The sequence below is a fragment of the Polystyrenella longa genome (genome assembly GCF_007750395.1).
GTDB classification, from domain to species: domain Bacteria; phylum Planctomycetota; class Planctomycetia; order Planctomycetales; family Planctomycetaceae; genus Polystyrenella; species Polystyrenella longa.
Genome location: NZ_CP036281.1, coordinates 2981751 through 2997032 on the forward strand (window position 1 = coordinate 2981751; position 15282 = coordinate 2997032).

General features: G+C 49.8%; 12 protein-coding genes. 10 read left to right on the forward strand and 2 right to left on the reverse strand.

What is annotated here, in order from left to right:
* Positions 1–61 precede the first annotated feature (61 nt).
* Positions 62–907 carry a hydrogen peroxide-dependent heme synthase gene (gene hemQ / locus Pla110_RS11080; protein ID WP_197440664.1) on the reverse strand — a complete coding sequence of 282 codons (846 nt, stop codon included), beginning with the start codon at positions 905–907 and terminating at the stop codon, positions 62–64.
* A 335-nt stretch (positions 908–1242) separates the two neighbouring features.
* On the opposite strand from hemQ, the gene Pla110_RS11085 reads away from it, so the two are divergent.
* The 7 genes from Pla110_RS11085 to Pla110_RS11115 all read left to right on the forward strand — a co-directional run bounded on the left by Pla110_RS11085 (position 1243) and on the right by Pla110_RS11115 (position 9289).
* On the forward strand, positions 1243–2094 hold the full coding sequence (locus Pla110_RS11085) for a hypothetical protein (RefSeq protein ID WP_144995829.1): 852 nt from the start codon (positions 1243–1245) through the stop codon (positions 2092–2094).
* Between the two features lie 138 nt (positions 2095–2232).
* A complete protein-coding gene (locus Pla110_RS11090) occupies positions 2233–3687 on the forward strand; it encodes an ArsB/NhaD family transporter (protein WP_197440665.1) in 1455 nt (484 codons plus the stop codon).
* 82 nt (positions 3688–3769) lie between these two features.
* Positions 3770–4669, forward strand: coding sequence for a mechanosensitive ion channel family protein (locus Pla110_RS11095; RefSeq protein WP_197440666.1), 900 nt, complete (start codon positions 3770–3772; stop codon positions 4667–4669).
* Positions 4670–4781: 112 nt separating this feature from the next.
* Positions 4782–5789 (forward strand): DHH family phosphoesterase, encoded by a 1008-nt coding sequence (locus Pla110_RS11100; RefSeq protein WP_144995831.1) that lies wholly within the window; start codon positions 4782–4784, stop codon positions 5787–5789.
* Positions 5790–6246: 457 nt separating this feature from the next.
* Positions 6247–6813, forward strand: coding sequence for a QcrA and Rieske domain-containing protein (locus tag Pla110_RS11105; protein ID WP_144995832.1), 567 nt, complete (start codon positions 6247–6249; stop codon positions 6811–6813).
* A gap of 62 nt (positions 6814–6875) precedes the next feature.
* Complete coding sequence (locus tag Pla110_RS11110; RefSeq protein ID WP_144995833.1) at positions 6876–8672, forward strand: cytochrome b N-terminal domain-containing protein; 1797 nt, start codon at positions 6876–6878, stop codon at positions 8670–8672.
* Positions 8673–8830: 158 nt separating this feature from the next.
* Positions 8831–9289: a ferritin-like domain-containing protein gene (locus Pla110_RS11115; RefSeq protein ID WP_144995834.1), complete on the forward strand. Its 459-nt coding sequence runs from the start codon at positions 8831–8833 to the stop codon at positions 9287–9289.
* A 14-nt stretch (positions 9290–9303) separates the two neighbouring features.
* Here the strand turns inward: Pla110_RS11115 and Pla110_RS11120 are convergent, their stop codons facing one another.
* A complete protein-coding gene (locus tag Pla110_RS11120; RefSeq protein WP_197440667.1) occupies positions 9304–10743 on the reverse strand; it encodes an adenylate/guanylate cyclase domain-containing protein in 1440 nt (479 codons plus the stop codon).
* 410 nt (positions 10744–11153) lie between these two features.
* On the opposite strand from Pla110_RS11120, the gene Pla110_RS11125 reads away from it, so the two are divergent.
* The 3 genes from Pla110_RS11125 to Pla110_RS11135 are packed head-to-tail and all read left to right on the forward strand — an operon-like array spanning position 11154 to position 15260.
* A complete protein-coding gene (locus Pla110_RS11125) occupies positions 11154–12431 on the forward strand; it encodes a 2Fe-2S iron-sulfur cluster-binding protein (RefSeq protein ID WP_144995836.1) in 1278 nt (425 codons plus the stop codon).
* A gap of 1 nt (position 12432) precedes the next feature.
* Positions 12433–13461, forward strand: a complete 1029-nt coding sequence (locus tag Pla110_RS11130; RefSeq protein ID WP_144995837.1) for a cytochrome c family protein — start codon at positions 12433–12435, stop codon at positions 13459–13461.
* A 59-nt stretch (positions 13462–13520) separates the two neighbouring features.
* Positions 13521–15260 (forward strand): cyclic nucleotide-binding domain-containing protein, encoded by a 1740-nt coding sequence (locus Pla110_RS11135; protein WP_144995838.1) that lies wholly within the window; start codon positions 13521–13523, stop codon positions 15258–15260.
* The last annotated feature ends 22 nt before the right edge of the window (positions 15261–15282 follow it).

Genomic DNA, 15282 nt, shown 5'->3' on the forward strand with positions numbered 1-15282 from the left:
ACATCGTCAGCGGACCTGTTTTTGTATTGGTGGTTGGGTGAAATAATCGACAGACTTCTAATCAAATGCGAAGATGGGACAAGACATCTGCCGGTGACATGATGTACCCGATGTAGAATGGCCCGAACTCCGCATATTTCGCTGAGGCAGTATCAAAACGCATCGTGTAGACGATGTCTTTAATGTATTCGGGTGCGCGGCCCCAGAGCGTCACTCCCCATTCCCAGTCATCGTACCCGGTCGAAGCGGTGATCAACTGCGAGACCTTACCGGCGAATTTGATTCCGGACGTCGCATGTTCCGACATCATATCGGATCGGCTGCTGAACGGTTCCATAAACCAGTTTGCCTGAGGATGCCGGGCTTTATTCATAGGGTAGAAGCAAATGATCGGCCAGGCAGGGAAGTCGGGGTAAAGTCGTTGCTGGTTCATCATCGGTAACCGTTTTTCATAAGCGCCTACTTTTGCTCGAAAACTGGGATCTTCCGGCGAGGCACCATCGCGTTTCAATCGCTCGGCGTATTGTTCGAGTGTCGGCACATATTCTGAGACTTCGCTGATGGAGACGAAGGAATAAGTCGCCTCGAAAGCGGCTCCCAGTGCCGAGGATCGAATTGCCTGGGCGACAGCATCGATTTTGAGCGGGTCCGGATCCATCGCCATCAACCCCCAGTCTGCCCGATGCCCCGTCACGGCGAAGCACTGCAGTCGCGCGGGAGCGTCGTCTCGTTCCGAGTTGAGAATCTCGGCAACTTCTTGACGCCCCGTTTCCAATTCGGAACTGGTCAACGCTTTAAGGGCAGACTGATTGATGCGGTAGTACAAGTGGAGGCAGTGCCAACCATCACTCATCAAACGGGTGGGGTCTGGCAGCTCCTGTGCGGAAGGCATCGTTGGGCGATTCACGGGTGGGGTCCTTCTGGTTGTGGCAAAATCGTATGAGGGCTCGATTGTTAAATCCGGGCGGGAAACCTGTCTGACGGAAGGCATCTTCAATCAGGCCAGTTTCGTCCTTCTCTACTATATAAGACGAGCGTCAGGAACTCCAGAATCGGAGTCTGGTGAATTGGGCATTCGACTTTGTAAGCGTGAGGGAAGTTGCTATAACTGAGTACAGGTTGCCGAATTAAAACAAACCTCACATCCTACAGACACTCCCCTCCCTCATTTCGGTCCGGGGCGATTAAGGTGTCCTGTTCACGATTGGCGCTGTTGCCCCACGGAGGAGACGAACAAGCATCATGGACCATATCGACGAATTTGAATCCATATTTCGCCGGGCAGATAAAGCCACGTTCGAATATCATCCCCCGCAGTTGGAGCGGATCGCTCTAGTCACCGATTCCGATGCCGCCCAGCAGGAAACGCTCAAACAGGAATTGATCAAGTTCCTACCGACACTCAGTCAGAGTAGCCAATTCCAATTGCTGGGACCGAAAGATTTCGAAAATGTTGGCGATTTACTGAACCTTCTTCGCAGCAAGCCTGTTGACTTGATCGTCACCTATCGACATCTCCGCGAAGAGATTCACATCCCGCAGCATTCGCTGGGTGTGTACGTCGACGTTCTAACCCAGGCAGTCGCTTCACCAGTTTTGCTTCTTCCCGGCACTTCTGCCAATCCGATTTCGCTCGCGGCCATGAACTGCGAGGATGTGATGGTCGTGACAGAACATATTGCCGGCGATCATCGACTCATCAATTACGGGGCGATTTGCGCTCCAGCGGGTGGGCAATTGCTTCTGGTTCACATTGAAGACGACGTCGTGTTCGAACGGTATATGGAAGTCATCGAACGGATTCCCGAAATCGACTCCGCAGTCGCTCGTGAATCGATTTCCCAGCAGTTGTTACAGGATGCGCTTGATTATCAGCAGAGTTGTAATGAAGCGATTAAATCGTCGCGCGATCAATTGATAGTTCATCCCATTGCTCGTCGTGGCCATCGATTACGTGATTTTCAGAGTTTGATTGATGAGCAGGATGTCGATCTGCTGGTGATGAATACCAAAGATGACGAGCAACTGGCGATGCATGGTCTGGCGTATTCCCTCAGCGTGGAATTACAGGAATTGCCGCTGTTGCTGGTTTGAACCTGGTTTCCGTCGGCAACTTCTGGTGGCGCCTTCATTAAATGCGGGAGGGCACGTTTTCAAGTAGTTTTCGCGTCCTGTAGCCGCTCACTTATCTTGTACAAGATCTAGAAAGCTCTAACTGACATCATGAATTCGATGTTAATTGAGACCTCCCTCCCCAATCTTATGAGTAATTCCTTTTTCCTGGCAGCGACCGAAGGGCATACCGCCCCCCATGTCCCGGCCTGGGTAACTGGTTTTTTCGCATTGGTACTTGTCGCGATGGTTTTGGCCCTCGCGTTTGAAGAAAAGATTCACGCGAAGAAATCCATTATCGTCGGGACCTTTGCCGGATTCTGTTTGATTACAGAAACGATCATTTCCTATTTTCTGGGCGAGAAATTAGTCCCCTTCGGAAAGATTGTATTGCCCAACGGGCACGAGATTGATCTTCCTGTCTATATCCCCGCGATTGACTGGGGCGTTATTACAATCATTCTGGGCGCGAGCCTGTTTGTCGAAGTGACCAGTAAGTCGGGGGTTTTCAGCTGGATGGCGATCAAGCTGACCAAGACGTCGGGAGGTGATCCGTGGCGTCTGCTTATTTTCTATGGAATGTTGACCGTCGGTTTCTCTGCGGTACTTAATAATGTCACTGCGATGATCATCATTGGTAGTTTGACGACGGTGTCGCTGAAGAAGCTTAACCGAAACGATTTACTGCTTGGATTCCTGCTGACGGAAGGTCTGCTGACGAACGTGGGAGGCCTGCTGACGCTGATCAGTTCGGTGCCAAACATTATCGTGGGAAAGATTGCCGGCATCTCGTTTGTGACCTTCTTTCTCACCGCTTCGCCTTATGTACTGGTCGCGACCGCAGCGACATTGTTGCTAGCACGGTGGAAGTTCAAGATTCATTCTCTGGCTACAGACGAAGAAAAACAGTCCGCTTCTGAATTGATTCGCTCGTTTGATGAAAACGAAGGAGTTTCCAGTAACCGTTTCTTCTGGTTTTCAGTGGCCGTACTCTCTGCATTTATCTTCACTCTCGCGGGACAATCAGCACTACCCTGGGATCTCGATAAATTGGGAATGGGATTCATAGCGCTGTTCTTTGCCGGGTTCATGCTGCTGGCCTATAAAAATCAAGTTGATAAGTTCTACGCCGGTATGGACTGGGACCTACTAGCCTTCTTTGCCGCCTTATTCGTCTTGATCAACGTCATGGAACATGCTCTGGTACTGGATCTCATCGGAAAAGGAATCGCGATGGTTCTGTTGGCACCGCCTCAAATCGCTTCGGCTGTCTTACTGGCTTGTTCGGCGCTGGCGAGTTCTGTGACGGACAATATCCCTCTAGCTGCAGTATTGGCGAAAATTCTGGATTCGATGAATACCGATTCAGAGTCACCTTACTGGTGGTGCGTGATTTTCGGGTCGAACCTGGGGGGGAACTTCACTCCCATCGGTTCAGCATCGACTGTGGTGGCAATGACGATTATTCATCGACAGAAACTGGATCTGACCTTTGTCGGTTTTATCAAACAGTCTTTTCCGTTTGCAGTGATGCAGGTCATTCTGGCGATCATCTATGTTTTGTTGTTTTTGTAGCGGCTAAGAAATCGCCAAAAGCCATAAATATCAAATAGGGTTGGAAGCTACCGATTAATTATCCCCCTCAAGGAAAGTAGAAATGACTTCGATACTCTTCTCGCAACTGTTGGCGCAAGCTGACGGTCCAGACCGGGAGACGGCTGGAAGCCTGCGTACGGTTGATATGTGGAATGAATTCGTAGAGTACGCATTGGAAAACGGGCCTGAATTGTTACTCAGCCTGGTGACGGCATTGTTGATCTTCGTCGTTGGACGTTGGATCGCCAAAATCCTGGTGCATTTATCCACCAATGTGATGACACGTAGCAAAGTCGATCAGACTTTGGCCCGGTTTCTGACGAACATTCTTTACATCGCCCTGTTGGCGATGATCATTCTAGCGTCGCTCGAACAGTTGGGCATCAACACGATGTCATTTACCGCTGTTCTCGCCACAGCAGGGTTAGCTGTTGGGTTGGCATTAAAGGATTCGCTATCGAATTTTGCTTCCGGAGTAATGCTGATTATCTTCAAACCATTCTCTGTCGGCCAATTCGTAGAAGCGGGCGGAACAGATGGAGTTGTGGAAGAGATTCACATCTTCCATACGAAACTCCGTTCTGGTGACAATAAAGCGATCACTGTTCCAAACAGCAGCATTACGGATGGTGTGATTATTAATTATTCCTCTAAGCCGACCCGGCGAATCGATATGGTCGTCGGCTGCGGATACGACGACGATCTTCGTGCGGTCCGAAACTTTCTGGAAGAAGTCATCGCCAGTGATTCACGTATTCTGCCCGACCCGGCCCCCGTTATTGCTGTGAACGAACTTGCTGATAGCTGTATCAACTTCGTTGTGCGCCCCTGGGTCATGAATGCGGACTACTGGGTAGTTAAGTGGGAACTCAACGAGAAAATCAAAAACGGCTTCGATCAGCGTGGGTTCTCTATCCCCTACCCACAGCGAGATGTTCACATACACAATGTCGAATCCTGAGTCGCGGTTCTGTCGGCTTTTCATGTTCCTTTTCGCCGATTGTCACGAGAAGAGCCTGATTTCCAGCCCTCGCGTGCTTTTCCCGTTTTGCAAGAGTCGTTAAGATCGCAACATGAATAACATCGATTGGGCCCTGCTCAAACCAATTATTGAGCAAAATCAGACTTTCATTATTACGAGCCACGTTCGCCCGGACCTCGACGCTCTTGGTTCGGAGCTTGCGCTCGCGATTCTACTGGAATCGCTCGGAAAACAGGTCTCTGTGATCAATGGTTCTGACATGCCTGATGGCCTGCGATTTATTGATGAAGAGGATCGTGTTCAGAAATATGTCCCCAGTAAACACCGGGATCTGATCCTTGGTAGCGATGTTCACTTTATTGTCGACACGAGTGCCTGGAAGCAGTTGGGGACCATCGCTGATTTATTTAAAACGACGACTGCGAAAAAAGTGGTCATCGACCACCATGCCAGCTCGGACGATCTGCAGGCTCTTGAATTTAAAGACCCGCTGGCAGAAGCGACCGGAACGCTGATTTATCGCATGATGAAAGTGTGTGGATATCCCGTTCAGCCAGAGATGGCCACGCCACTTTATGGGGCGATTGCAACTGACACGGGTTGGTTTCGATTTTCATCCACGACATCCGAAACTCATCGTATCATTGCCGATTTGATCGATTTGGGGGTAAAGGCGGATCACCTTTATCAACAGCTTTACGAACGATACAGCATTGAACGGACCAAACTGGTCAGCCGAATTCTGGGCCGCGTTGAACTCGAGTGTGATGGGCAACTCGTCTATGTGTATGTTCAATGGAAAGATTTCACCGAGACTGGAGCAAAGCCGGTTGACACCGAAGATCTCGTGAATGAATGCCTCCGCATCAACGGAACCCGTGCTGCCTTTATCGCCGTGGAACAGCAGAATAAGACGGTGAAGTTCAGCCTTCGTAGCAGGTCGGATGTCGATGTTTCCCAGGTCGCCGAAATTTTTGGTGGTGGCGGGCATAAAAAAGCGGCCGGAGCCGTTCTGACCGAGCCCTTTCCTCAGGCGCTCACTAAAGTTCGAGACGCGATGAAAGAAGCAGTCATGACCTTAGCCGATCATCCTGCTTAACCTGGATTAACTCCAACAGCAAGCCCCTATCACCGGCTGTTGCAAATAGTATAGTTACATCCACTTAGTGGGTTGTTTTTCGTCAAAATAATAACGAAAATAGAAGTAACAATGCTGGAGCTGCTTTCCCATTCTTTTCGAGCGGGAACTGGCAATCCTACCTTATTCTCCAGCATCCGATTTGCAGGACGCAAGCCCTCCCAAAAACCTACCCTACGAAACACTCGCAACATCCGTCTGGGCTAAAACTGCCGTCCTCTTCATTGATGTGATTTTGACAGCGTTGCAAATCCGGAAAATGCGAAGTGAAGACCTTGACCTCAATTTTGGGGAGGGGTTCCTCAGTAATGTAAGTCTTGAAACTTCGAGACAAGTGCTACTGAACTCCGGGACTCGTTTCTAACCGCGTATAAATCACTTCTGTTTGTTAACTCGATAGTTGATTGCTGGAGAAAAGATGCAGCGACGCACGCTTCTAATCCGCTTATGTCAGACGATAGCCGCAACTGCGACGGCAGTGTTGATCATTCCTATCGGCCGCTTCATCAGTGCTCCCCTGTTTCGTAAAAATAAAAAGTCCTCGGGTGCTCAACGCGTGGCTAAACTAACGCAATTGCCAGTAGGTACGCCGACCCAAGTGGCGATCATCGGCAACCGGCAAGATGGATGGACGCTGCATCCTCAAGCGGTGATTGGAAAAGTCTGGTTGATCCGTCGAAATGAAGAAAGCGAAAAGCCGGAAGACTGTCAGGTCGACGCCTACTCTGCCATCTGTCCTCATTTAGGTTGCGGTATCAATCATTCAGCAGATGATCTGCAGTTTGTCTGTCCCTGCCACGAGGCTGTTTTTGATGACCAAGGCGCCGTCGCGAAACTGGATAAACCGGGATACAACAATCCTTCTCCCCGCGGAATGGATACATTGGATTGCCAAGTCGTTGCCAGTGAATCCGGAAACGATCTCTGGGTGGAAGTAGAATATGAACGATTCAAAATAGGCTTAAAAGACAAAGTAAACCTCTGATTCCCGCCGCTGTATTTCTTAGTCGTCGCCCTTTGCTTTTTAGTAGTTAGTAGAGCTTGATCATGTGGACTCATTTCCGAACCTGGTTGGACGACCGAACGGGCTATCAGAAGATGCTCGGTTTGTACTCACGTCGAGTTCTCCCAAACGGACCCAGCTGGATGGCGACAACCGCGTCGTGTGTCTTGTGGATGTTCGTCATTGAGTTAATCACGGGATTGGTCCTCCTGTCGAGTTTCAGCCCGTCCGCCTCTTCCGCATGGGCGTCGGTCTTTTATATCGAACAACTTCCTGCAGGAAGTTTTCTCCGTGGGCTTCATTATTTTTCCGCTCAAGCTCTGATCATTCTTTTTGGTCTGCATACGATGCGGGTACTCTTAACGGCGGCATTCCGTGAACCTCGCGAACTCGTCTGGATTACAGGCTTACTGTTAGTGCCTCTATTGATGGTTTGGGCAGTGACTGGAAACCCTCTTCCCGCAACTCAAAAAGGATATTCCCAGATTGAAGTGGAAGCGAACATTCTGGGCGGTTCTCCCGGAGTTGGCCCCGTAGCGCGCGCTATTCTTATCGGCGGCGATGACGTCGGAAATATCACCCTAACGCATCTGAATTTTCTACACATGGCGATGCTCCCATTAATTGTCGGAGTGCTGACCATATTCCATATCTGGCAGTTGTTCAAACATTCTCCGTCGGACAAAGAACTTCCTCCCGAGATGATCGAAGGGGCCGCACGCTACTGGCCGGAGCAGACTGTTCGCAACTGGGTGGTCTTCAGTATTGCGTTTGGAATTGTCGCGTATCTCGCCTATACCGTTGGGGCACCGTTAGAGGTTCCTGCCGATCCGAGTATTCACCATATCGCGCGACCCGAATGGTATTTCCTCTTTCTGTTTGAATTGCGTCGCTACTTTCCACCGGAACTCGATTTCATCGCCACGATGGTTATCCCGACAGTCGGTTTACTCTTCATGCTGTTTCTCCCCTTTATTGATCGATTCTGTTCGCAACGTGCAGGGACAATACTGCGGTATGTCATCATTATTGGGTTCGTCGTTTCCTGGACGGGGTTGACCATTACCTCTATGAACCGCGATCGAAATGACGAAGCGCTGCAGGCGTCGCGCCAGGAGGAAGAGCATCTCCGCGAACGAGTACACGAACTCGCGCTGGGTGGAATTCCACCGGAAGGAGCTTCTGCGTTACTTCAGAACGACCCGAAAACTCAGGGGCCGATCCTGTTTAAAGCCCACTGTGCCAATTGCCATTCTCATGTCGACGAAAATGGTGAAGGTTTTATCGCAGAGAATCAGACGGCGCCGAATCTGTACAAGTTTGGAAGCCGCGAATGGGTGACTAAGGTCCTCGATCCAGAACAATGGGCGTCCGATCACATGTTCGGAAATACCGAGTTGTCTGAATCAGACATGGCATCTGGCGTCGTCGATTTTCTCCCGGATGTCGATGAAGATCTTCCCAAGCTGATTGCCGCACTTTCTGCCGAAGCGGAACTCCCTTACCAGATCGATCAGGACACAGAAGACACGGAACAGATTGCCGAAGGAATTGAATTCCTCAAAGATGAAGAAGGCTGTGCCTCTTGTCATAAAGTTTACGATTCTGGTGAGAATGGCTATGGACCAGATTTAACCTGGTACGGTTCAAAATCCTGGATGAGGGATTTTATCAGTAACCCGGAGCATTCGCGGTTTTACGGGATGGACAATAACTATATGCCTGCGTTCGCCCCCAATCCCAATCATCCGACCCGAAATGAGCTGGACGAGCATTCCATACAAATGCTGGTAGATTGGTTACGACAGGATTGGTATGAAGCTCCTGAGACTGCAGAGTAAGGGCGTAATAGATTTCAGTAGCGAGATCGATTCTCATTATTGTGAAAAGTGAGGTCACATACTGGAAACTTTCGCACTGCATGAAATAATAAAGGAAAGCCCTTTTCAGTATATATTTGGTAGAACAGAAGCACTGTTCCAGATAGAAAGCAATTACTATGTCGACGGATAAAGAACAGGAAATTATTAAAGAGCTGACCGTATCTTACTGGATGGAAATTGAAACGGTCATGAATTACATCGCGAATTCCACGAATCTGGATGGAGTTCGTGCAGAGGAAATTAAAAAGTCACTTGCTGCTGATGTACAGGAAGAACTGACCCATGCTCAGAGCATTGCACGACGAATTAAAACCATTGGCGGGACTGTTCCTGGAAGCGAACAGTTCGCGGCGACTCAGAAACTGCTACAACCTCCCAAAGACACAACTGATGTCATCTCGGTGATTAAGGGAGTGATCGATGCGGAAGAAGGAGCCATCAAGCAGTACAATAAACTGATTCAATTGTGCGACGGTGTCGATTATGTGACCCAGGATATGTGTATTCAAAACTTGTCTGACGAAGAAGAACATCGTCGGACATTCAAAGGGTTTCTCTCGGAATACGAGAAGTAATCAAGCAGTGAGTCCTATTTCAACTCAAGCAAAATAGCGGGGTCATTCATTTGGTCCCGCTTTTTGTCGTTCTGACGCCGCTGTCGATCCGTCCGAGTGAGCGCGGATACGTGCTCTGATAAGAATCGGACGGAATAGCGGTTACTCAAAGTCTGCTGTTCCAACTCGGTCAACTGTAGACAAGCCTCCGCCAATTGCTGCGATTCATACAGTGCCACGATTCTCTCGTACTGCTGGATGAAATCATGTTCGTCCGGACTCAGTTCGGCACCGTTCAAACTACATAACTCGTAGACGGAATGCGCGTCGCTCATGTTCGGTAACCGGACCTGGCACAATCTGCGGGTGATTGACTCTGCAGGAAGTTGTTGAACCGTTTCGTGGCTAAGCAGAATCGATGCCTGCATTGGTCGGGTGGCCGATTCTAATCGACTCGCCACGACAACAGCTTCTCCCCGAGGTCCATACTTAATGCGGCGTTGACTTCCCGAGTTCCCCACCAGTGCTTCGCCTGTGTGAATTCCGATTCCCAGCCTGAGTGGTTGTTCCAGCTTCGGCTGCCATCGCATACTGATTTCCTCAACCGATTTCTGCATTGCCATGGCCGCGCGGCAGGCGAGCAAAGCATGATCAGACTGGTCTACGGGGGCGTTCCACATCACTGCGAGGCCATCACCGTAATAATCGATCAAGACTCCGAACTGGTCAACGGCGGCGGCTGTGAATACTTCCATCAGCTCGGAGAGTAATTCGTAGGCGACGGAAGGTTCCAGTTGTTTGAACAAAACCGTCGAACGCTGCAAATCGGCGAACAGTAGCGTAATTTCGCGACGTTGGGCTTTCAGTAAACTGTCGTCAGACATTAGCTGCCGAGTTACTGATTTGGGAAACACCTGATCAAGTAATAATCTTGTGCGTGCATGGTGCTGTTCTTCTTCCAGGCGAATTAAACCCGAAGAAATCGCCTCGCTCAGTAGTTGAACCCACCTTGCCTCCAGTTCCCGAATTCCACGACGTTGGTTGCCTGAATAAACACGGCGTTCTCCCCATAGGGCCCCGATGATTATTCCCGATTTGTTCAGAATAGGTGAGATGACAACTGAAGTTCCCTCTTCCAGTAAGTTGCGATTCAACAAACTGGAATGAAAACAGGTTTGCCGATGACATTCCATTTCTTCTAACAGTGCCGTCTCTTGGTCATCCGCGAATGTGTTCGGGGCCTCAGTGGCCTGCTGTGATTCCCAAACATCGTTTTTAAGCAAGAAAAGTCGGCCCGTTTCTAAACCGCCAGGTTCGCAAATTAATCGGAGTGCTTCTGCAAAGAACTCTTCCGCCGAGGCCGAAATCCGTTGGAATTGATGCAAAGCCGAAAACCAGCCATCCAAGGTAACCAGATCAGGAGACCTGAAGGTGGTGTCCGTAGTCATCTCTTCCATCGAGATGAATGTCTGCAAGTACCCCACCGGGAGATAAGTTGGCGTCACAGTGGAATTAACTGGGAGATTGGAAGAGGTGTGCATAGTTTTGGGAGCAAAAAGGAGGCGACAAAAAGTTTGGTAATTAGGGATAGTTCAGAGCGGAATCACGTCCTTTAAATATAGGTTACGCTAGACCATTTGGCTCAAAAAAGGTCTTTCCAGGCTGCGCAATCCTCCTGCAGTACCACTGTCAATTAATCAAATAGAAACGAGGCAGACTCCTCTGGTCACAATTCCGATTTTCCGTTCCAATTCGCACCAAAATTGGCCCGTATGCAGGCAACAATGAAGCAAAGAACCTGTTGTAAGCACTTGGTTTAGGCCGATAACAGGAATAACTCTCATGATCGTCACCACCCCTGAACTCACCTCGGACGCGGGAAAAGATGCTGCAAGGGATTCAACAACTCATTTTCTGGACAGGAACCGGACTGATCGGACTGGTATCGCTCCGTCTCGCGATTGCCTGTTTACGCAGTTGTTCACGCTGGTGGCAGGAAAGTCGGCTATCACGACAGCATCTGATACTGTTGCAATCGCAGTTACAGCAATCGCGTCGTAATTTTCAGAAACTAGGTCCCTCCCCTGCATGGCAGGGAACTCGCAAGTTTCAGGTACGGAAGATTGTCGTCGAAAGCACGGACTGCCGGTCTTTCTATCTTGTGCCAGAGGATGAAAAACCGCTTCCCGGATTCATGCCCGGACAGTATCTGACCTTTCAGCTGCCCGTGCCGGGCGAACCTCGGCCTGTTGTGCGATGTTATTCGCTGTCAGAACGTCCCCGTTCAGAGTGGTATCGCTGTACGATCAAGCAGGAATGGGGGACCGAGTCGACTCCGCCAGGAAAAGGAAGTTCCTTTTTTCATCAGCAGGTTGAAGAAGGTGATCTGCTGGAAGTGAAAGCCCCCGCAGGCCAGTTCGTACTCGACGTAACCGACCCAAAGCCTGTCGTGTTGCTGGCAGCCGGGATCGGCATCACTCCGTTGTACAGCATGCTCTCAACAATGTTGCATCATGGTTGGACCGAACCTGTTTATCTGTTTTATTCAGTCCGGGATGGTAGCGGTCACCTTTATAAACAAACCTTGAATGACCTGGCTGTCCAACATCGAAATTTCAAACTGATTGTGAATTACACGGCAGCCAAAGAGGACGACCAACCCGACATCGATTATCACTTCGCAGGTCGCCTGACTGGGGAACTAATCCTACAGCGATTACCATCGACCAACTTTCAGTTTTATCTGTGTGGTCCCGGTGGATATGTTTCGGGAATGTCAGAGTTGCTCCTCAGTCTACAGGTTCCGGAAACGGATATTCATACAGAATCGTTTGGACCTTCCAGTCGAGCAACCAAACCCAGATCATTGAGTGAAAACTCTCCTTCGACGACATCAAGCAGTCCAAGCTCGATGCAGGTCAATTTCGAACAGAGTGGTACGCGGCACCATTGGGAATCCGATGCAGAATCCCTTCTCGATTTCGCTGAAAAACACGGTGTCGTGATTGACTCAGCCTGTCGCGCTGGAAATTGCGGTTCCTGCCTGACTCGTATTCGTTCTGGAAAGGTGAAGTACACCTCTCCTCCAGGTCTGCAGACAGAATCGAACGAATGCCTTCCGTGTGTCTCTTTGCCAGACGGCGAGTTAGTGTTGGAGGCATAACATGAGTTCGAATTGGATAATAAACTTTCCATCATCATTGCGACTTTTGATTCTCAGCTGGGTATTCTCATTCAGTTGCGACATTGCTTCTGCGCAGAACCTGCATGAACTGCTCATTGATCCAGTCAAAGTGGTGGGCCATGAAGAATGCGCCCGATGTCACTTGGCAGAAGTCGCAACTTGGAAACAGACACCGCATAGCCTGACTTTCGAAGAATTACACCGCAAACCGGAGGCGCAACAAATCGCCGAACGAATGGGGGAACGGTCCATTAAACGAGGCAAGTTGTGTATCCAGTGCCACTATACCGAACAACAGAGCGGCAGCAGAACGAAGGCGGTTTCGGGAATCTCGTGCGAATCTTGTCATGGCCCGGCGCAGGACTGGATCAGTTTGCATAATGACTTCGGGGGAGCAGGTGCCTCGCGAGAAAGTGAGACGGAAGCCCATCAAAAGGAACGGCTCGATACCTGTTTGCGACTGGGAATGCGTAACCCGGAGAATTTGTATCTGGTAGCCCGAAGCTGTTTTAATTGTCACACCGTTCCTCAGGAAAAGCTGGTAAATGTCGGTGGGCATAAAGCGGGTAGTAGCGACTTCGAATTGGTTGCCTGGTCTCAGGGACTCGTCCGTCATAATTTTCTTCGCAGTAATGGAGCCAACAATCAGGCATCAGCACAAGCGCGATTGAGGGTGATGTATGTGGTTGGTTTACTCACGGATCTCGAATACAGCCTGCGTTCATTGGGGAATGCAACTGAATTCAATCAATTTGCGTTGTCCAACGCATTGCGAATCGCACGATTACGCAAAAGGGTCCAGAAGGTGAAAGACGCAATTGACCATCCCACTTTTCAACAGGCGTGGACAATCGCGACCACTGTCGAATTAAAGCTGGGGAATGAACAAGCTCTCCGGGAAGCTGCGGATCAATTGGCCGCGTTGACACACGAGTTTGCTCAAGGGGAATCGGGCGAATCGTTGGAGGCTATTGATCCTCTGTTACCGACTCCGGATCAGTATAAATAATCAGCTTATTCGCTGTCCCCAGTTTATCTCACAGGTTAATCCTACAGGCAATCATAACCATGGCGTCGACGACTACAGCAGAAATCGCCAAACCGAAGCGATGGGATGTTCCCTTCGGTGAGGAGATGACCACAGTCGCCGTAGAGGAATTGCTCAAGCTCGCTCCGTTTCGAGATATGACCGTCGACAACTTTCCTCGCAGTTGCTCCTTATCGGACTTGCTACTGCATGATACGCGGTTGAGAGAATACCAACCGGGCGACCTGATTGTGCGAGAGGGAGACTATGGTAATTCCGCTTTTCTCGTAGTCACTGGAGAAGTGAGAGTCGTATTGGAATCCCTCTCTCCGGAACGACTGGGACGGCCTCCCGTAAAGTCGAAAAAGTCCTTCTGGTCACTCTGTCGCGATTTATTAACGCCCGTTTCTTATCCCGAAGTCCGAGATAAAAACAATATTTCTTCAACGACCGCGGACCTTTTGAAGCCTCTGTTTTTACAGGATGTTCCCGGACTACTGGATAAACACCAGACGTTGCAATTGGGGGCGGGTGAGATTTTTGGAGAGTTGGCAGCCTTGGGAAGAACGCCTCGAACGGCAACGGTTTTTGCTGAATCAGAAGTAATTCTTCTCGAAATCCGGTGGCAGGGTCTCCGGGATTTGATGAAATACGATACCGCACTCAAGTCACATCTTGATCAACTTTATCGCCAGAACAGTCTCGAAAGCCATTTGCGGGAAACTCCTTTTTTCAACCAGGTTCCTCCCGATCAATTGCGACAGATCGCAGAGCAAGTTGAGTTTCTATCTTACGGACAGTTTGAATGGTTTCGAGATTACCAACTAAATCTAAAATCGATGACGGATGCCGAACGACTTGAAATGGAGCCGATTATTCTGACAGAAGCCGCTTATGCCGAAGGGATCTATCTGGTGCGATCAGGGTTTGTGAGGGTCACGCATAAGTATGGTCAAAGTGAGCGTACCTCGTCTTATCTACACAAAGGCCAGTTTTATGGCCTCGCTGAACTTTCCCTGAACTGGCAGGCCTCCCGCCAGACCGGATGGCTTAATTCATTGCGGGCAGTTGGCTATGTCGATCTGTTACGAATTCCGACGCCTGTCGTAGAAGAGTTTGTCTTGCCGACATTATCGGCCGTAGATCTTGGACGCTACATTGCTGAGGCAGAACAGCAAGTAGAACGTAAGCAAGGACGAACCGAATCTGTTGGAGATGGGTCGAAGCAGACTGAATCGAACGCAGGCTTACTGGAGTTCCTGGTCGATCAACGGTACATCAACGGCACGAAAACGATGCTTATTGATATGAATCGCTGCACTCGTTGCGACGATTGTGTCCGGGCGTGCTCCGATGCTCACGGTAATAATCCTCGTTTTCTACGTTCAGGACCAACACACGAACAATTCATGGTGGCACATGCCTGTATGCATTGCCTTGATCCCGTTTGCATGATCGGTTGCCCAACCGGTGCGATTCACCGGGATGCGACGATGGGAACAGTATTGATCAACGACCAGACCTGTATTGGTTGTACAACGTGCGCCAACAGTTGCCCTTATGACAACATTCAAATGGTGGAGATTCGGAACGATCAGGGACAGATACTGCGAGATGAGGAAAACCAGCAGCCGGTGATGAAAGCGACCAAGTGCGACTTGTGCCACGACCTGCAAAATGGCCCCGCCTGTCAAAACGCTTGCCCCCATGATGCGCTCGTCAGAATATCGACCTCTGAACTTGATCAACTGGAACCCTGGACCAAACGCCACGCCGGATAATAGTGCCTCAACGAATTGTCAT